The following is a 16,891-nucleotide window of genomic DNA, read 5'->3' as shown; positions in this document are numbered from 1 at the left end:
ATGCGTGAGCAATATGACATCGTGATAGCCGGTGGCGGCATGGTGGGCATCAGCCTCGCCCTTTACCTGGCGCACGTCCTGCCCCCGCGGGCCAGTATCGCGCTGGTAGAAAGCTATCCCTTTCCGGAGCCGCAGCCGGGGCACAAGCCCGATTACCATCCTTCGTTTGATGCCCGGTCTACCGCCCTGAGCTATAGCAGCCGCCTGATCTACCAGCGCCTCGGCCTGTGGGCGGACCTGCAGCAGTGGTTGTGCCCGATTGAAACCATTCACGTGTCCAACCGCGGCCGTTTTGGCAGCACCCTGATGCGCGCCCGGGATTACGGCTGGGAGGCGCTGGGCTATGTGGTTGAAAATGCCTGGCTGGGTGCCAGCCTGGCTCAGGCCTTGCATCGCCAGGGGCGGGTCGAACTGATCAGCCCTGCCAAAGTGACCGAGGCCCGTCCCGCCGGGCAGCTGACCCGACTGAGCCTGGCGGGGGGCACGAACGGGGAGTTGGAGGCCGGCTTGCTGGTGGTGGCTGACGGTGCCGATTCCGGGCTGCGCCAGAAGCTGGGAGTGGGGGTGAGCGAAAAGTCCTACCGGCAGCAGGCACTGGTTGCCAATATCGGCTTTGCCCAGCCGCATAAGGGTTGTGCCTTCGAGCGTTTCACTGAACGCGGCCCGTTGGCGTTACTCCCGTTACTCGGGGTTGCCAACAGCGTCAATCGCAGTGGCCTGGTCTGGACCCTGGCACCAGAGGAAGCGGAGCGCCTGCTGGACTGCCCCGAGGCGGAGTTTCTACAGGTCTTGCAGCGGCGGTTCGGCTATCGACTGGGGCGGCTTGAGCAGGTCGGTGAGCGGCACGCCTATCCCCTGTCACTGGTGACGTCTGATGAGCAGGTGCGCCAGGGGGTGGTCGTTATGGGCAATGCCGCCCATGCCCTGCACCCGGTCGCTGGCCAGGGCTATAACCTGGCCCTGCGCGACGTGGCGGAACTGGCCGGTGTGCTCGCCGATGCCGCCGAGCGGGGAGAGAGTTACGGGTCTCTGGCGGTGTTGCAGCGTTATGAGCGACGCCAGCAGGACGACCAGCGGCGAACGATTGAATTCAGTGATCGACTACCGTCACTGTTCATGCAGACCGACCCGGTGCTCGGCCTGGTCCGCGACGCGGCCCTCTCGGGGCTGGACTTACTGCCGCCGCTGAAACGAAATTTCGTCAACCACGCCGCCGGCCTGGCCGCACTGGGGGAACAGTGAGCGGGCCTGCGCAGTACGATGTGGTGATAATCGGCGCCGGTATCGCCGGCACCGCGCTGGCGACCGCCCTCGCCGGCAGTGGCTTGTCACTGGCCCTGGTGGAGGCGCAGCCCCTGCAGCGAAAAACGCTGCCGGCCGGGCGCGATCTCAACAGCTATGACGCCCGGGTCAGCGCCCTGACGCCCATTTCTATCGCCTTTCTCGAACAGTTGGGCGCCTGGGAGCGCATTGCCGCCTACCGTCACTGCGCCTATTCCCACATGACAGTCTGGGACGCCGAGGGCACCGGCCGCATTGAGTTTGACCGCTCGGAACTGGGTGTTCCGGCGCTGGGGCACATCGTCGAAAACCGGGCCATCATTGATGGCTTGCTGGCAGTGATGGAGCGTGCCCGGGATATCGCTACCTACAACCCCGACTGTCTGCAACAGTGCCAGCGGGGTGGTGATGGGACAATGCTGCTTGAACTGGACAGTGGCCAGAGCTTGCGTGCCAACCTGGTGGTGGGTGCCGACGGTGCCCTGTCACGAGTGCGGCAGATGCTGGAGTTTTCAACCCGTGAGTGGGATTACGGCCATCGCGCCGTGGTGTGCACCGTACAGACCGCCCTGGACCACCAGCAGACGGCCTGGCAGCGCTTCCTGCCGACTGGTCCGTTGGCTTTCCTGCCGTTACCGGGCAGTGCCAGCGAGCATTTCAGCTCCATTGTCTGGTCGCTGCAGGATGAGGTGGCCGAGGAGGTGCTGGCCCTGGATGATGACGGCTTCTGTGCCCGCCTGGGTGCCGCCTTCGAGGAAACCCTTGGCCCGGTGCTGGCCAGTAGCCCGCGCTTCGCGTTTCCGCTGCGCCAGCGCCATGCGGTGGACTACATCCAGCCAGGTGCGGCGCTGGTGGCCGATGCCGCCCATACCATTCATCCGCTGGCCGGACAGGGCATAAACCTGGGCTTGCGGGATGTGGCGGTGCTGGCCGAGGAGTTGTTGCAGGCCCATGAGCGCGGCCTGCAGCCGGGACGCGTGGACGTACTGTCCCGTTACCAGCGCCGGCGCAAGGGGGACAATTTGTTGATGATGGGCGCCATGGATGGTTTCAAGCGCCTGTTCGAGCAGCAGGCGCTGCCGGTGCGGTGGCTGCGCAACGCGGGTATGCGCGGAGTGGGTCGCATCGCGCCGCTAAAACAACGGCTGATGCGCCAGGCCCTGGGCATCGGTTGAACCTCACTGTATTGTTTTTCACCCACTCCCCGTTAGAATGAGCGGCTCAGCTCCCATCATTGATCCAACAGAGGACGCTCCATGAGCCAGACACCAAGCGAATTGAGATACGCCAGCAGCCACGAGTGGGCGCGCCTGGAAGAGGATGGCACCGTGACTGTGGGCATCTCGGATCACGCCCAGGATGCACTGGGCGATGTGGTTTTCGTGGAGTTGCCGGAAGTGGGCATCACCCTGGCAGCCGGTGACGAGGCGGGCGTGGTGGAGTCGGTGAAGGCCGCGTCTGACATATACACTCCCGTGGGTGGTGAAGTGCTGGCGGTCAATGAGCAGCTTGAAGACGAGCCCGAAACGGTCAACGCCGACCCCTACACTGACGGCTGGATGTTCAAGATACAACCAGCGGACGCCAACGAACTGGATGCCCTGCTCAGCGCCGAGGACTACCAGAGCAAGTGTGACGAGGACGACTAGAACCTCGTCCGGTTCCCCGAACCTCCCCATGACAGCATTCGCCGACCTCTACCTGCGCCAGGGGGCCGACCGACGCCTGCGCGCTGGCCACCTGTGGGTTTATTCCAACGAGATTGACAGTAAGCGCAATACGCTGGCGAACTATCAGGCCGGCGATCTGGTGCGGGTGCTGGACACTCAGGGCCGCCTGCTGGGCAGCGCCTATATGGAACCGCAGTCCCTGATCTGCGCCAGGCTTTATGCCCCGGGCGAGGAGCGGGCCCTCGATGGCGAATTTTTTACCCGACGGCTGCAGCGCGCCCTGCAGGGCCGTGAGATCGCATTTGACCAACCCTTTTATCGGCTGGTGTATGGCGACAGCGATCTGCTGCCGGGCGTTGTCATCGACCGGTTTGGTCCGCAACTGGTTGTGCAGTTCAACAACGCGGGGATCGAGCGTTACCGCCAGCCACTGCTGCAGGCGCTGCAGGCGTTGTTGCAGCCGGAGGGAATCCTGTTGCGGGGCGACAGCCGTGCCCGCCGGGAAAGCGGGCTGGAGGAATCTGCCGAAGTGGTGTTTGGCCAGGTACCTGAACGGGTTCCCCTGGAGGAAAATGGCGTGCAGTTCCTGGCGCCGGTCCACGCCGGACAGAAAACCGGCTGGTTCTACGATCATCGCATGTCCCGCGCCCGGCTTGCCCCCTGGGTGGCCGGCAGGTCGGTGCTGGATGTTTACAGCTACATTGGCGGCTGGGGCATCCAGGCGGCGGCATTTGGCGCCCGCCAGGTCAGCTGCCTGGACAGCTCCGCGGTCGCCCTCGAGGGGGTGATGAGAAATGCTGAACTCAATGGCCTGGCTGATAAAGTGACTGTCCGCCAGGGTTCAGCGCCGGAAACCATGAAGCAGATGATTGGCGAGGGCCTTTCCTTTGACGTGGTCATACTGGATCCGCCCGCGTTCATCCAGCGGCGCAAGGATCTCAAAAAAGGAATCGCTGCCTACCGGCGGATCAATGAGCTGGGTCTGCGCCTGCTGGCTCCTGGCGGCCTGCTGGTTTCCGGTTCCTGCTCCATGCATCTCGGCCGTGCTGACCTGATGTCGGCACTGCAACAGGCCGCGGTGCGTGCCGGTTGCCAGTTGCGTGTTGTGGAGCAGGGTGCCCAGGGGCCGGACCACCCGATTCACCCGGGAATTCCGGAGACCGAATACCTGAAAGCGATTTTCGCCCGCCGGGACTGAGCCGGGCCTGTTCACACTAACTGAGTTGGCCCTGGTCGCGCAGGGAAATCACTGGCCATCCTGCTTCCCGCGCCCTGGCCAGCAACGTTGGGTCGGGGTCCACTGCGATCGGCTTGTCCACCTGTTCCAGCAGCGGCAGGTCGTTGTGGGAATCACTGTAGAAGTAGGCCCCGGCCAGGGAGATATCCCGTCCCTGCAGCCACTGTTCGAGCCTGACCACCTTGCCCTCGTGGTAGGAGGGGGTGCCAGAAGGTTCGCCGGTATATCGGCCATTCACCCTTTCCGCTTCACAGGCGATGATATCGTCGACCCCCAGCGCCGCGGCAATGGGGCGGGTAATGAATTCGTTGGTGGCGGTAATGATCAGCAACTGGTCGTGGCGCTGGCGGTGACTGTCGACCAGCTGTTGTGCTTTCGGCAGCATTATCGGCTGGATCTTGCTGGCCATAAACTCGCGGTGCCAGCTGGCGAGGATTTCCGGGTCGACGCCCTTGAGCGGAGCCAGGGCGAAGCGCAGGTACGCGTAGATATCCAGGTCGCCGGATTTGTAGTCTTCATAGAACTGGTCGTTGCGGGCGGCGAACTCCTCACTGTCGACCAGGCCCCGCTCGCAGACAAATTCCCCCCACAGGTAGTCGCTGTCACCACCGATAAGGGTGTTGTCGAGGTCAAAAATCGCCAGTGCCATCGCCGCTGCTCCGGGTAAAAGGAGGGCAGCATAGCCGCCGGCACCGCCGGAGTAAATTTCTCAGGGACGGGAAAGTGTGGAACAATAACCGGCTGTTTGGCTGGATAGACCAATAAACGTGATCGATAAAGATGGCTTTCGGCCCAATGTGGGAATAGTGCTGGCAAATGACCGGGGGCAGGTCCTGTGGGCCCGGCGTGTCGGTGGACGGGACGCCTGGCAGTTTCCCCAGGGAGGGATAAACCGCGGTGAATCTCCGGAAGAGGCGCTGTATCGCGAGTTGGAGGAAGAGGTCGGCCTGACCCCGGATGCAGTAGAAGTGCTGGGGGTGACCAAGGGCTGGCTGCGCTACCGACTGCCCAGGCGCTTTGTGCGCAAGGGCCAGAAGCCCGTCTGTATCGGCCAGAAGCAGAAGTGGTTCCTGCTGCGCATGCTGGCCGATGACGACGCGGTGCGCCTGGATCACAACCACAAGCCCGAATTCGACCACTGGCAGTGGGTTAGCTACTGGTATCCACTGGGCCAGGTTATTTCCTTCAAGCGCGAGGTTTACCGACGAGCCATGAAAGAACTGGCATTGCCCCTTGGGCGCCACACGGAACAACAGTTTGAGGCACAGGGTCGCTGATGCTGGAGGTACTGCGCCAGATAGTCCAGGAGGTCAACTCCGCCAGCACGCTGGAAGAGGCGTTGGGGATTATTGTCAGCCGGGTGCGCGTCGCCATGGGCACGGAAGTCTGTAGCGTCTACCTGCGGGAAGAGGACGGCTCCCGGTTTGTGTTCAGCGCCACCGAGGGCCTGAACCAGGACCAGGTGGGGATTGCCAGCCTCGCGCCGGGGGAGGGCCTGGTGGGCACGGTGGCTGAACGGGAAGAACCCTTGAACCTGGAAAATGCCGAGAACCACCCCAATTTCCGCTTTTTCCCTGACCTGGGAGAGGAGCATTTCAACGCGTTTCTCGGTGTACCCATTATTCACCAGCGTGACGTACTGGGCGTCCTGGTAGTCCAGCAGGCGGAACACCGTCGCTTCGACGAGGGTGAGGAAGCTTTCCTGGTCACCATGTCGGCACAGCTGGCGGCGGTCATTGCCCACGCCCGGGTGACCGGTGCGGTGGACTCGGACGAGGTCGCGGCGGGTGCGCCCACCAAGATCAGCGGTGTTCCCGGTGCGCCGGGGATTGCCATAGGCACCGCGGTGGTGATTTCGCCAATAGCCGACCTGTACGCGGTGCCGCAGAAGTTCGTCGACGACCGCAGGGGTGAGCTGAAGGCCTTCCGCGGCGCCCTGGGCAGGGTGCGTGAGGATATCCGGGGCGTGGCCGATAATCTCGGTGGCGAACTCAGCCCCGAGGACCATGCCCTGTTCGACGTGTACCTGGGAATCCTCGATGACTCTTCTATCGGTCGCGAGGTGGTCAGCCTGATCAAGGAAGGTCACTGGGCCCAGGGAGCCCTGAGCAAGGTGATGATCGAGCACATCCGGCATTTTGAACGGATGGAGCACAGCTACCTGAAAGAGCGTGCGGTGGACGTCAAGGACCTTGGAACCAGGGTGCTCGCCTACCTCCAGGCATCGGACAAGGAAGAACAGGTCTTCCCGGAACAGACTGTGCTGGTGGGGGAGGAACTGACTGCTTCGTCGCTGGGTGAAATTCCACGGGACAGACTGGCGGGCCTGATCTCCGTGCGCGGATCAGGCAATTCCCACGTCGCCATCCTCGCCCGGGCCATGGGTGTCCCCACGGTAATGGGGGCGGTGGACCTGCCCTACACCAAGCTGCAGGGTCGCAATCTGGTGATCGACGGCTACAACGGGACCGTGCATCTCAATCCGCCGCCGGAAGTGCTGTCCCGGTTCGAGGCGATTGTCGATTCCGACCGGGAGTTGAGTCGCGACCTGGAGTCACTCAGGGATCAGCCCTGCGTGACCGAAGACGGCCATCGCATGCCGCTGTGGGTGAATACCGGGCTGATGGCCGATGTCTCCCGTTCGCTGGAGCACGGGGCCGAAGGGGTGGGTCTGTACCGCACCGAGGTGCCCTTCCTGTTGCGCGAGCGTTTCCCCTCGGAAGAGGAGCAGCGGCAGATTTACCGCAGCCAGCTGGAAGCATTTGCACCCAGGCCGGTAACCATGCGTACCCTGGACATTGGCGGCGACAAAGCCCTGCCCTATTTTCCTATCGAGGAGGACAATCCCTTTCTCGGTTGGCGGGGCATCCGCGTCACCCTGGATCACCCGGAAATTTTTCTCTCCCAGGTCAGGGCCATGCTCAAGGCCAATGCCGGGCTGGGCAACCTGCGCATCATGTTGCCGATGATTTCCAGCGTCAGCGAACTGGATGAAGCCCTGGAACTCATTCACCGCAGTCACCGGGAAATTCTCCAGGAAGGGGTGGAGACCCCGCTACCGCGTATCGGGGTAATGGTGGAGGTGCCCTCGGCCGTTTACCAGGCTAGGGCGCTCGCCCGCCGGGTCGACTTCCTGTCGGTGGGTTCCAACGACCTGACCCAGTATCTGCTGGCGGTAGATCGCAACAATGCCCGGGTGGCCGACCTCTACCACTCGCTGCACCCGGCGGTGCTTGGTGCGCTGCAGCAGGTTGCCGAAGCAGCCCGCGCCGAAGGCAAAAAGGTGGGTATTTGCGGAGAGCTGGCCGGCGATCCGGAGGGGGCCGTGCTGTTACTGGCCATGGGCTACGACATGTTATCCATGAACGCCACCAGCCTGCCCAAGGTGAAAAGAGCATTGCGCAATGTCAGTCTTGTCGAGGCGCGGGCGTTACTGGAGGAAGTAATGCAACATGAGTATCCCGGCGCCATTCACGCCCGCCTCGAGCGTTTCCTGGCTGAACACGGGATGGAGAACTTCATCCACAACCCGGTTGCGTAGCGATGACCTGCTCCACGGTGCCGGTGATCTCTCCGCTGGCGGCGATGGTCTGCTCCCGCCAGTGATATGCGGCCGCACTGTCGCGCCAACAGGTGGTGGTCGCGCGGGTGCCGTAGGCAGGATTGACGATAAACTGGGCTGATAGCATCTGGTCCATCTCGCCGTCCAGACCCTGGGGGTGTAACTGTTCCTCGCTGGCGAGCTGGCGATCCCCGACGACTGCGGCCAGCTCGTCGTGATTAATCACGTCCCCTGCCAGTACCCGCGACAGCGCCTGCTTGCCCAGTTCCACCTTGGGCCAGGGCGTATCCAGCAGCGCATTGCTGAGGCCGTATACGCCCGGCGCCAGCGGCCTGGGGAGAGCCCCGGAACCCTTGCCGCTGTTGCTGTAATACCACAACTCGTCACCCTCACCCAGCAGCAGGCTGAAGCCTGCGTAGTCGTCCACCGAGGTCATCAGCCCGGCGAGAAAGTCCTCCGCGCCGGTGTCTGTGAGCAGGAACCGGGTGGTCAGCTCGCCCCGCGAGCGGGGGGCGGCTCGAGTCCGATCCGGATCGCGAAAATTGGTGATGGCAGCAAAGCGGCCGTTGCTGTGGATGCCCATCCAGGTGCCGCCGGCCTGCAGGTCCCGCCCGGCCAGCAGCCCCGGGTGCTCTGGCCACCGGTGGGCCGGGGCGGTCGGTCTCGAATGAAACTCATCGCGATTGGCCGCTACCACCAGCGGGTAGTCGGCGCTGACCTGGTGGGCAAAAAGAATCAGGCACATCGTTGGGAGAGTTTCCTCCTGTTGGCTAAACAATTGTGAAACTGGGACACGTGCATAATAATACGCCCTTATCCCGATGGTTGTTCCATGCTTCCTTATCCTGAAATAGATCCTGTCGCCGTTGCTTTCGGGCCGCTGAAAATTCACTGGTACGGGCTCGCCTACCTCACCGGCATTGCCGCCGGCTGGTGGCTGGCGGTCAGGCGGTCGGCCTATCCCTGGACCCCGGTAAACCGCGAACAGGTGGACGACCTGACCTTTTACGTGGCCCTGGGTGTGGTGCTGGGGGGGCGTGTCGGCTATACCTTCCTCTACGGTGGTCAGCGCCTGTTGGAGGACCCGGGCTGGGCCCTGCGGGTGTGGGAGGGCGGTATGTCCTTCCACGGCGGGCTGCTGGGCGTACTGCTGGCCATGTACCTGTTCGGGCGCAGGCAGCGGATTCCCTTCTGGCGGCTGGTGGACTTTATCGCGCCCTTCGTGCCCATCGGCCTGGGCCTGGGTCGGCTGGGGAACTTCATCGGCCAGGAATTGTGGGGCAAGCCCACTGAGGTTCCCTGGGGAATGGTGTTCCCGGCGGATGCCCTGCAACTGGTCCGCCATCCTTCCCAGCTCTACGAGTTTGCCCTTGAAGGCGTGCTGTTGTTCGTTGTGCTGATCTGGTTTTCCGCCAAACCACGGCCAACTTACGCGGTGTCCGGGGTGTTCGCCCTGGGTTATGGATGCGCCCGGTTTTTCGTCGAGTTTTTCCGCGAGCCGGATGCCCATATCGGCTATGAGGCCTTCGGTTGGTTGACCCGGGGCCAGATATTGAGTGTGCCGCTGATCCTGGCCGGTCTGGCGCTGCTGTTTTTCGCCTACGGCAAACCTCCGGGTGCGCTGCAATCCGCCAACGGTAAAAAGTAAATGAAGCAATACCTAGACCTGCTCCAGGACATTCTTGATAACGGTGTCAGCAAGGGGGATCGTACCGGCACCGGTACCCTGTCAGTGTTCGGCCGCCAGTACCGGCACGACCTGGCCGACGGGTTTCCCCTGCTGACCACCAAGAAGCTGCACCTGAAAAGCATCATCAATGAGCTGATATGGTTCCTCAACGGCGATACCAACACCGCCTGGCTGAAGGAAAACGGTGTGTCCATCTGGGACGAATGGGCTACCGAAACCGGTGACCTGGGGCCTGTCTACGGCGCCCAGTGGACCGCCTGGCCGACCCGGGACGGTGGTTCCATTAACCAGATAGACTACGTGGTCGACTGTCTGCGCAATAACCCGGACAGCCGGCGGATACTTTTTCATGGCTGGAATGTGGAATTTCTGCCTGATGAAAGGGTCAGCCCCCAGCAGAATGTGGAGGCCGGCCGGATGGCGCTGCCGCCCTGCCACCTGCTGTACCAGTTCTACGTGGCAGGGGGCAGGCTCTCAGCCCAGTTGTACATTCGCTCCAGTGATTCCTTCCTGGGCCTGCCCTATAACACCGCCAGCCTGGCGGCACTGACCATGATGCTTGCCCAGCAGTGCGACCTCGAGCCCGGGGAAATTATCATCTCCACCGGCGACTCACATCTGTACAGTAATCACCTGGAACAGGTTCGCGAGCAGCTGTCCCGGGAGCCCAGGCCGCTACCCCGGCTGCGGATACTGCGCAGGCCGGAGACGATCTACGATTACCGGTTCGAGGATTTTGAACTGGTCGATTACAACCCGCACGGGCACATCGCAGCCCCGGTGGCGGTGTGAGCCGGGTTTGATGCAGCTGGCAGTCATCGTCGCCGCCGCGGAAAACGGTGTCATCGGCAGAAATAATGCCCTGCCCTGGCATCTGCCCGAAGACCTGAAGTACTTCAAGCGCGTCACCCTGGGCAAACCGGTGGTTATGGGGCGCAAGACCTTCGAGTCTATCGGTCGTCCGCTTCCCGGCCGGACCAATATCGTCATCACCCGAAAGGAGAGCTGGAGCGCTGCAGGCGTCAAAGTGGTGCACAGTCTCGACGAGGCGCTGGCCCTGGCCGAAGAGATCGCAGTGATCGATGGCGCCACTGAGCTGATGGTGATTGGTGGCGCCGAGATCTACCGGGCGGCGCTGCCAAGAGCGGATCGCCTTTATTTCACCGAGGTTCATGCCGAGGTGGAGGGGGACGCGCTGTTGCCGGATATCGACTGGTCGACCTGGACCGAGGTGTCGCGAGAGCGTTTTGCCGCCAGCGAAGCCAACCCATATCCCTACAGTTTTGCGGTATATGAGCGCTAATGGCGCACAGCCTGCCCCGGTTTGGTTCGTTGTTACCGCATGCTGTTCTTGTGACAAAAAATGTTACCTTCCTACTCAAAGTCCATTTATCGACGCTCGGAAGGCCGACTAAAATTGAAAAACTGACCCTGATTGGTTTAAATTCGCCACCTCGGTTTACCGACTCTGGTTTTTCCACTATATAACTAGTTCCGATACCGGTTTTATCAGAGCCGATTTCTTTTGTTGGACACAGGAAACACGATTCCCATGACTATGCATCGATTGAAAAATGCCCTGGTCGTCGCGCTTGTCTCCGCGGGTACCCTGGTGGGTGCCGCGGTTGCAGTGCAGGCCAGTACGCTGGACTCCATCCTCGCGGTTGGAGAGGCCAAGAACGACGCGGCGCGCAAGTCCCAGGCCAAGATTGACCGGCTGGCGGACGAGACCCGCGACCTGCTCAATGACTACAAGACAGTCAACAAGCAGATCGACGGCCTCAAGGTGTATAACGCACGCCTGCAACGCCAGATCGACAACCAGATGAAGCGAGTGGGCGAGATTGATCAGTCGATCTCCCAGGTCACCATCATCCAGCGGCAGATGACGCCACTCGTTATCCGCATGATCGATGGTCTTGAGCAGTTCGTTGCGCTCGATGTGCCCTTCGAGAAGGACGAGCGGATGGAGCGCGTCGAATTCCTGCGGTCGAATATCGACCGCGCGGATGTGAGCGTTGCGGAGAAATTCCGCGGCGTTCTCGAGGCCTACAACATCGAGCTTCAGTATGGCCGCGGTATCGACACCTATCGGGGAACCATTGACATGAACGGCTCGTCCCGTGACGTGGACTTTTTGCGTATAGGCCGCATCGCCCTGTTGTACCAGACAACAGACGGTGCAATGTCCGGCGCCTGGGATGCCAGCAATAACGCGTGGGTTGACCTGCCTGCTGGCGAGTATGACGCGTCTATCCGTAAAGGGATTCGTATTGCGAAGAAACAGGCCACCATTGAATTGTTGAACATGCCAGTTTCGGCTCCGGAGGCCAACTGATGAGCGTTAAAATCGTAAAAGCCGCCGCTATTGTTTTGTGCGGCGCACTCACACTCTCAACGGGCCCCGCCCTGGCACAGGAAGCCAAGTCCCTTGACGAGCTGCTGCAGTTCGTCAAGCAGGGCCAGAGTGCCGAAGCGAAAGAAAACCGCGCGCGCGAGCAGCGCTTCGCCCAGGACAAGGCCAACCAGGCCGCCGAGCTGAAGCGTGCAGAAGCTGAGCGAGCGAGGCAGGAACAGCTCAGTAGCGAGCTGGAGAAGACCTTTGAGGAAAACGAGCTGCTGATTGCTGCCAAGCAAAAGCAGTTGCAGGAGAAGCTGGGCACACTGACTGAGCTGTTCGGTCACCTGACCTCCGCTTCAGGCGACCTCGCTTCAAATATCGAAGTGTCACTGGTCTCCGCTCAATACCCCGGGCGCGAGCAGTTCCTGAAGGACCTGATTGCCAAGATGAGTGGTTCCGACACCCTGCCCAGCATCGAAGAGATCGAGCGGGTGTGGTTCGAGCTGCTGCGGGAAATTCGCGAAACCGGCGTGGTCACCACGTTCAGTGCTGAGGTTTCATCCCCGGCGGGCGAGCGTGCCGAGCGTGACGTTTTGCGTGTTGGCGCTTTCAATGTGGTTGATACTGACGGCAACTACCTGACCTACGAAAACGGTAACCTGAGCGAGCTGCCGCGCCAGCCCAGCGGGCCCTACACGGGTTGGGCTGCCGACCTGGCATCCGCCACCAGCGGTATGCACAAGTTTGGTGTTGATCCCACCGGGCCGACCGGTGGCTCCTTCCTGGCGGCGATCATTGACACGCCGAACCTGGAAGAGCGCTGGCACCAGGGCGGCTATGTGGGTTACGCGATCACCGCGGTAGGTATTTTTGCCTTCCTCCTGGCAATCTACAGACTGTTTGTCCTGACGATCGTCGGCAGCAAGGTGAACGCCCAGCTGAAGAGTGACAAGGCCAATACCAACAATCCGCTGGGTCGTGTTCTCAAGATTCACGAGGACAACCCCACCATGGACACGGAAACCCTGGAGCTCAAGCTCCACGAGGGTGTGTTGCAGGAAACTCCGAAGCTTGAGAGTGGTCTTACACTACTGAAGATCATCGCGGCTGTGGCACCCCTGATGGGTCTGCTGGGTACGGTGACCGGTATGATTATCACCTTCCAGGCCATCACCATCTTCGGTGCTGGCGATCCCAAGGCAATGGCCGGCGGTATTTCCGGTGCATTGATCACCACCGTGCTGGGTCTGTTGGTGGCAATCCCCACCGTGCTGCTGCACACCGTGGTCAATGGTCGCGCGCAGCGCATCATCCACATTCTCGACGAGCAGACCACCGGGATGATTGCAGAGCATACTGAAGCCAATCTGAGGTCTTGATATGGGCGGTTTTATCGAGGTGCTCCTCGGTTTCATGGACAAGGGAGGCGATGTACTGTGGTTAATCGCCGCCCTCCTGTTCGTGATGTGGACCCTGATTTTTGAACGAGTCTGGTACCTGAAGTTCGGCTGGAAGCAGGACGTTGCGAAGGTCATCAGTAAGTGGGAAGGGCGCCCCGAGCGCAAATCCTGGGAGGCCGAGCAAATACGTACCATGCTGGTTTCCCAGGCGCGCATGCAGATCAATCGAAACCTGCCCGTGATAAAGACCCTGGTTGCCCTGTGCCCCCTGCTCGGTCTTCTCGGCACGGTGACGGGGATGATCGAGGTATTTAACATCATGGCAGTGACGGGCGGCGGTGACGCCAAGTCGATGGCAGGCGGTGTTCAGCAGGCGACGATCCCGACCATGGCCGGCATGGTCGCCGCACTTTCAGGCGTATTTGCCAATACCTATGTGACCAGGATTGCCCAGCGGGAAAGTGTATTCCTGCGAGATAACCTGACCACGGATCACTAATAGAGCCAAGTTGATGCGAAAGAGTAACCGAGAAGCCGCAGCCGATGAGGCTGAGATCGACCTGACACCGATGCTCGACGTCGTGTTCATCATGTTGATCTTCTTTATCGTCGTCGCTTCCTTCCTGAAGGAAGCCGGTATCGAGATGAACCGGCCCGACAGCAACCAGAATCCTCCCGAATCGGACGCGAGCAGTATTGTTGTGACGATCACCGGGGATAACCAGATTTGGATGGAGAATCGTCGAATCGATATCCGTGCGATACGGGCCAACATTGCTCGCCTTCTGGCGGAGGACCCTGAGCAGTCATTCACTGTGAAAACAGAGCCAGGTGCCACTGCCGGCACGCTGCTTGAAGTGGGCGATGCTGCCCGCGAGGCCGGCGTGAAACAGGTGAATTGGCCAGCGGAGGAAAAGAAGTGAGCAGGCGGAGTATGGAAGCTGGTCGAGCAGGAGCGGACGGCGGCGGTGGAGAGGGTGAAATTGACCTGACTCCAATGCTGGACGTCGTGTTCATCATGCTTATCTTTTTTATTGTAACTTCGTCCTTCGTCAAAGAGCCGGGTATCGATATCCTCAAGGCCGAGGCGGTTACTACAGGCCCTTGCGAGCGGGGAACGATCATCTTTGCTGTTAACGCGACGGGCGATATTTACTACGACAAAAAGCAGGTCCCGGTGGACCGTGCTTACCGGCTTGCCGAAGCAGCCAAGAAAGAGGCTCCCAAGGCAAACTTTGTAATTCAGGCTGATGTTGATGCACCAACTTCAGCGTTGAGCGAATTGCTGGCAGCGATCAAACCGTTGATGGACGCGCCGCTGTGTGCTTCCACTGACGACGCGAGCTAGGGCAGGGGTGATAGTAAAGTGAGAATAGTTTTTTCAATTTTGCTCGCGATTCCCGTAGTGGTGGGCCTGTTTTTTGTCATGCACAGTCTGATCGATCGCGATTTCAAAAACCCCGAGGTGAAAAATCAGAAAATCGCGGACCTGGTGCAGCCGGATGAAGAGATCCAGCTGGAGACAACAGCCAAAAAGCCGGAGAAGGTGGAAGACCCTGAAGAGCCACCGCCGGAAATGGATATGGCCCAGATCGACCTGAACATGGATACCAATGTCGATAATATTGCGCCCACCGCCAGCATTGACGTGACCATTTCGACCAGCGGTATGTCCTCAGGGGACGGTGAGTATCTTCCCATCGTGAAGGTCGCGCCCATTTACCCTCGCCGGGCCCAGACCCGCGGTATTACCGGTTACTGCATTGTGGAGTACACCGTGACCACCTCCGGAGCGATTCGCAATCCCGTCCCGGTGGACTGCCAGCCCTCTGGTGTGTTTGAAAGCGCCTCTGTCAAGGCGGCAGAGAAGTTCAAATACAAGCCGCGTGTCGTCGACGGCGAGGCCATCGAAGTGGCGGGAGTACAGAACAAGTTCACCTATGAGCTGGAAAACTAACAAGGCTTGGTTGTTATGAAATTGTTGAACCACAAAACCTGGTCCCGCGCAGCGCTGCTTGCAGTGCCGGTGCTGATGACCCAGGTGGCCGTCACTCAGTTACAGCGTGATGCGGGTATTGCAGCGCTCGCCAGTGCCGTTGCCCAGGAGCAGCAGAAGGACACGCGTGGAACCCGCCGTACGCCCGCCCTGCGCAACAAGGTGTATGAGAAGCTCGCCGAGGCCCAGGCAGCGGCTGAAGCCAAGGACCTGGGTGAAGCACAGAACATTCTGGACGGGATGATTGCCGCCGGGGGTAAAAAAGCGCTGAACAGCTACGAGCTGGCCAACGTCTACAACCTCTACGCGTTTATTTATTACTCCCGCGAGGACTACAGGAATGCGCTGGAAGCGTATGAGAACGTGGTCTCGCAGCCAGATATTCCCCTGGCGATGGAAATCAACACCCGTTACACCATCGCCCAGCTGTATTTCGTCCAGGAAGACTGGAAGCGGGGTATCGACGCGCTGCTGAAGTGGTTTGATATGACGGAAAGCCCTAATGCCGCCGCCTATGTGCTGCTGGCCCAGGGTTACTACCAGATAAAGGATTACGACAAGGCACTGGCGAATGTCGAGAAAGCCATCTCCATGTACGACGAAAAGGGCAAGTTGCCCAAAGAGCAGTGGTATAACCTCGCTCGTTTCCTGTACTTCGAGAAAAACGATATCAAGTCGACGGTGGATGTCCTGGAAACTCTGCTGACCCACTACCCGAAGAAACAGTACTGGGTGCAGCTGTCACATATGTATGGCGAGCAGAAAAAAGAGGCGGTCCAGTTGGCTGCGATGGAAACTGCCTATGTCCAGGGCATGCTGGACAAGGGTACCGAGCAGGTCACGATGGCGTACCTGTATCTGCAGGGTGAAGTGCCTTACAAGGCCGCCAAGGTGATGGACAAGGGGCTCAAGGACGGATCCATAGAGGATAACTCCAAGAACTGGGAAGTGACCGGTAGCGCCTGGCGCCAGGCCCAGGAACTGGATAAATCCATCCCGGCGATGGAGAAGGCAGCGGCAAAATCCGACACGGGTGAGTTGTACGCGCGCCTGGGTAATATCTATCTCGATGGCGACCAGAACCGCAAGGCAATCACCGCCATCAACAAGGGATTGTCCCGCGGTGGTGTCAAGCGTCCGGATAATGCCCGCCTGGTTCTGGGCATGGCCTACTTCAACGAGAAGGAGTACGAAAAGGCAAGGGAGGCGTTCAAGGCCGCCGCACGCGACAAGCGCTCTGCCAAGTATGCGGACCAGTGGATGAAGTACATGGACTCCGAACTGGACCGTCAACGCAGCCTGGCGGAAGGTTGAGTCTCTGAACCCAGCCGCCTCCCGCTTGCGGGTTGGCGTCTGGCAGGCACAAAAAAAGGAGCCGGTTGGCTCCTTTTTAGTATCTGCCGTAAAGTGCTTACAGCGCGATTACGTTTTCCGCCTGGGGGCCTTTCTGGCCGTCAGTAACGTCAAACTGGACTTTCTGGCCATCTGCCAGGGTACGGAATCCGTCCCCCTTGATAGCGCTGAAGTGAACGAATACATCGGGACCGTCCTCGCGCTCGATGAAGCCGAAGCCCTTGCTCTCGTTAAACCATTTAACGGTTCCGGTAGTTGTAGACATAACTTTTACCTGTATTGCTTGCCACGCCGCAGTGAACGCAGCTGTTTATCTAAGTGTATATGGTTTACGTACCGACGAACTCGTGGGAACTTCGAC

Annotated in this window: 19 protein-coding genes; 16 read left to right on the top strand and 3 right to left on the bottom strand. The window is 60.4% G+C overall.

From position 1 onward, the window contains the following. From ubiH to E2F43_RS04825, 4 genes are all read left to right on the top strand, one after another. Positions 1-1,242 (top strand): 2-octaprenyl-6-methoxyphenyl hydroxylase, encoded by a 1,242-nt coding sequence (gene ubiH, locus E2F43_RS04840; protein ID WP_133210138.1) that lies wholly within the window; start codon positions 1-3, stop codon positions 1,240-1,242. Continuing rightward, a complete protein-coding gene (locus E2F43_RS04835; RefSeq protein WP_133210136.1) occupies positions 1,239-2,456 on the top strand; it encodes a UbiH/UbiF/VisC/COQ6 family ubiquinone biosynthesis hydroxylase in 1,218 nt (405 codons plus the stop codon). The genes ubiH and E2F43_RS04835 overlap by 4 nt, the downstream gene beginning before the upstream one ends. 81 nt (positions 2,457-2,537) lie before the next feature. After that, complete coding sequence (gcvH, locus tag E2F43_RS04830) at positions 2,538-2,930, top strand: glycine cleavage system protein GcvH (protein ID WP_133210134.1); 393 nt, start codon at positions 2,538-2,540, stop codon at positions 2,928-2,930. A gap of 28 nt (positions 2,931-2,958) precedes the next feature. Beyond that, positions 2,959-4,149 (top strand): class I SAM-dependent rRNA methyltransferase, encoded by a 1,191-nt coding sequence (locus E2F43_RS04825; RefSeq protein WP_133210132.1) that lies wholly within the window; start codon positions 2,959-2,961, stop codon positions 4,147-4,149. A 16-nt stretch (positions 4,150-4,165) separates the two neighbouring features. On the opposite strand, the gene E2F43_RS04820 is transcribed toward E2F43_RS04825, so the two are convergent. Beyond that, positions 4,166-4,837 (bottom strand): histidinol-phosphatase, encoded by a 672-nt coding sequence (locus E2F43_RS04820; RefSeq protein ID WP_133210130.1) that lies wholly within the window; start codon positions 4,835-4,837, stop codon positions 4,166-4,168. Positions 4,838-4,955: 118 nt separating this feature from the next. Between E2F43_RS04820 and E2F43_RS04815 the strand changes: the two genes are divergently transcribed. Next, positions 4,956-5,465 carry an RNA pyrophosphohydrolase gene (locus tag E2F43_RS04815; RefSeq protein ID WP_133210128.1) on the top strand — a complete coding sequence of 170 codons (510 nt, stop codon included), beginning with the start codon at positions 4,956-4,958 and terminating at the stop codon, positions 5,463-5,465. Then, positions 5,465-7,729 (top strand): phosphoenolpyruvate--protein phosphotransferase, encoded by a 2,265-nt coding sequence (gene ptsP, locus E2F43_RS04810; protein WP_133210126.1) that lies wholly within the window; start codon positions 5,465-5,467, stop codon positions 7,727-7,729. The genes E2F43_RS04815 and ptsP overlap by 1 nt, the downstream gene beginning before the upstream one ends. On the opposite strand, the gene E2F43_RS04805 is transcribed toward ptsP, so the two are convergent. Further along, entirely contained in the window at positions 7,707-8,495 is a 789-nt protein-coding gene (locus tag E2F43_RS04805; protein WP_133210124.1) for an NRDE family protein, read from the bottom strand. The two genes, ptsP and E2F43_RS04805, sit on opposite strands and share 23 nt — an antisense overlap. A gap of 87 nt (positions 8,496-8,582) precedes the next feature. Between E2F43_RS04805 and lgt the strand changes: the two genes are divergently transcribed. The 10 genes from lgt to E2F43_RS04755 all read left to right on the top strand — a co-directional run bounded on the left by lgt (position 8,583) and on the right by E2F43_RS04755 (position 16,491). Next, the gene (lgt, locus tag E2F43_RS04800) at positions 8,583-9,398 is read left to right on the top strand and encodes a prolipoprotein diacylglyceryl transferase (RefSeq protein WP_133210122.1); all 816 of its coding nucleotides are present in this window, start codon (positions 8,583-8,585) and stop codon (positions 9,396-9,398) included. Continuing rightward, positions 9,399-10,232 carry a thymidylate synthase gene (locus E2F43_RS04795; protein ID WP_133210120.1) on the top strand — a complete coding sequence of 278 codons (834 nt, stop codon included), beginning with the start codon at positions 9,399-9,401 and terminating at the stop codon, positions 10,230-10,232. Positions 10,233-10,242: 10 nt separating this feature from the next. Further along, positions 10,243-10,743 carry a dihydrofolate reductase gene (locus E2F43_RS04790; protein ID WP_133211103.1) on the top strand — a complete coding sequence of 167 codons (501 nt, stop codon included), beginning with the start codon at positions 10,243-10,245 and terminating at the stop codon, positions 10,741-10,743. 249 nt (positions 10,744-10,992) lie between these two features. Beyond that, the gene (locus E2F43_RS04785; protein WP_133210118.1) at positions 10,993-11,778 is read left to right on the top strand and encodes a DUF3450 domain-containing protein; all 786 of its coding nucleotides are present in this window, start codon (positions 10,993-10,995) and stop codon (positions 11,776-11,778) included. Next, positions 11,778-13,160 (top strand): MotA/TolQ/ExbB proton channel family protein, encoded by a 1,383-nt coding sequence (locus E2F43_RS04780; protein WP_133210116.1) that lies wholly within the window; start codon positions 11,778-11,780, stop codon positions 13,158-13,160. The genes E2F43_RS04785 and E2F43_RS04780 overlap by 1 nt, the downstream gene beginning before the upstream one ends. 1 nt (position 13,161) lies before the next feature. Then, positions 13,162-13,680, top strand: a complete 519-nt coding sequence (locus E2F43_RS04775) for a MotA/TolQ/ExbB proton channel family protein (protein ID WP_133210114.1) — start codon at positions 13,162-13,164, stop codon at positions 13,678-13,680. Between the two features lie 13 nt (positions 13,681-13,693). Continuing rightward, complete coding sequence (locus E2F43_RS04770) at positions 13,694-14,104, top strand: ExbD/TolR family protein (RefSeq protein WP_133210112.1); 411 nt, start codon at positions 13,694-13,696, stop codon at positions 14,102-14,104. Positions 14,105-14,115: 11 nt separating this feature from the next. Continuing rightward, positions 14,116-14,529: an ExbD/TolR family protein gene (locus E2F43_RS04765; protein ID WP_133210110.1), complete on the top strand. Its 414-nt coding sequence runs from the start codon at positions 14,116-14,118 to the stop codon at positions 14,527-14,529. Between the two features lie 18 nt (positions 14,530-14,547). Then, positions 14,548-15,138 carry an energy transducer TonB gene (locus E2F43_RS04760; protein WP_420820753.1) on the top strand — a complete coding sequence of 197 codons (591 nt, stop codon included), beginning with the start codon at positions 14,548-14,550 and terminating at the stop codon, positions 15,136-15,138. Between the two features lie 15 nt (positions 15,139-15,153). Then, positions 15,154-16,491: a tetratricopeptide repeat protein gene (locus E2F43_RS04755; RefSeq protein WP_133210108.1), complete on the top strand. Its 1,338-nt coding sequence runs from the start codon at positions 15,154-15,156 to the stop codon at positions 16,489-16,491. 97 nt (positions 16,492-16,588) lie between these two features. Here the strand turns inward: E2F43_RS04755 and cspE are convergent, their stop codons facing one another. Then, a complete protein-coding gene (cspE, locus tag E2F43_RS04750) occupies positions 16,589-16,795 on the bottom strand; it encodes a transcription antiterminator/RNA stability regulator CspE (RefSeq protein WP_133210106.1) in 207 nt (68 codons plus the stop codon). Positions 16,796-16,891 lie beyond the last annotated feature (96 nt).

Source organism: Seongchinamella unica, assembly GCF_004354085.1.
GTDB lineage: Bacteria > Pseudomonadota > Gammaproteobacteria > Pseudomonadales > Halieaceae > Halioglobus > Halioglobus unicus.
The sequence above is the reverse complement of the archived record's forward strand: the minus strand, read 5'-3'. Positions and strand labels throughout refer to the sequence as shown.

Excerpts from the sequence above, each read along its gene's own strand:
- ubiH (WP_133210138.1), top strand. The coding sequence starts at position 1 with ATGCGTGAGCAATATGACATCGTGATAGCCGGTGGCGGCATGGTGGGC.
- gcvH (WP_133210134.1), top strand. The coding sequence starts at position 2,538 with ATGAGCCAGACACCAAGCGAATTGAGATACGCCAGCAGCCACGAGTGG.
- E2F43_RS04825 (WP_133210132.1), top strand. The coding sequence starts at position 2,959 with ATGACAGCATTCGCCGACCTCTACCTGCGCCAGGGGGCCGACCGACGC.
- E2F43_RS04820 (WP_133210130.1), bottom strand. The coding sequence starts at position 4,837 with ATGGCACTGGCGATTTTTGACCTCGACAACACCCTTATCGGTGGTGAC.
- ptsP (WP_133210126.1), top strand. The coding sequence starts at position 5,465 with ATGCTGGAGGTACTGCGCCAGATAGTCCAGGAGGTCAACTCCGCCAGC.
- E2F43_RS04805 (WP_133210124.1), bottom strand. The coding sequence starts at position 8,495 with ATGTGCCTGATTCTTTTTGCCCACCAGGTCAGCGCCGACTACCCGCTG.
- lgt (WP_133210122.1), top strand. The coding sequence starts at position 8,583 with ATGCTTCCTTATCCTGAAATAGATCCTGTCGCCGTTGCTTTCGGGCCG.
- E2F43_RS04795 (WP_133210120.1), top strand. The coding sequence starts at position 9,399 with ATGAAGCAATACCTAGACCTGCTCCAGGACATTCTTGATAACGGTGTC.
- E2F43_RS04790 (WP_133211103.1), top strand. The coding sequence starts at position 10,243 with ATGCAGCTGGCAGTCATCGTCGCCGCCGCGGAAAACGGTGTCATCGGC.
- E2F43_RS04785 (WP_133210118.1), top strand. The coding sequence starts at position 10,993 with ATGACTATGCATCGATTGAAAAATGCCCTGGTCGTCGCGCTTGTCTCC.
- E2F43_RS04780 (WP_133210116.1), top strand. The coding sequence starts at position 11,778 with ATGAGCGTTAAAATCGTAAAAGCCGCCGCTATTGTTTTGTGCGGCGCA.
- E2F43_RS04775 (WP_133210114.1), top strand. The coding sequence starts at position 13,162 with ATGGGCGGTTTTATCGAGGTGCTCCTCGGTTTCATGGACAAGGGAGGC.
- E2F43_RS04770 (WP_133210112.1), top strand. The coding sequence starts at position 13,694 with ATGCGAAAGAGTAACCGAGAAGCCGCAGCCGATGAGGCTGAGATCGAC.
- E2F43_RS04765 (WP_133210110.1), top strand. The coding sequence starts at position 14,116 with ATGGAAGCTGGTCGAGCAGGAGCGGACGGCGGCGGTGGAGAGGGTGAA.
- E2F43_RS04755 (WP_133210108.1), top strand. The coding sequence starts at position 15,154 with ATGAAATTGTTGAACCACAAAACCTGGTCCCGCGCAGCGCTGCTTGCA.
- cspE (WP_133210106.1), bottom strand. The coding sequence starts at position 16,795 with ATGTCTACAACTACCGGAACCGTTAAATGGTTTAACGAGAGCAAGGGC.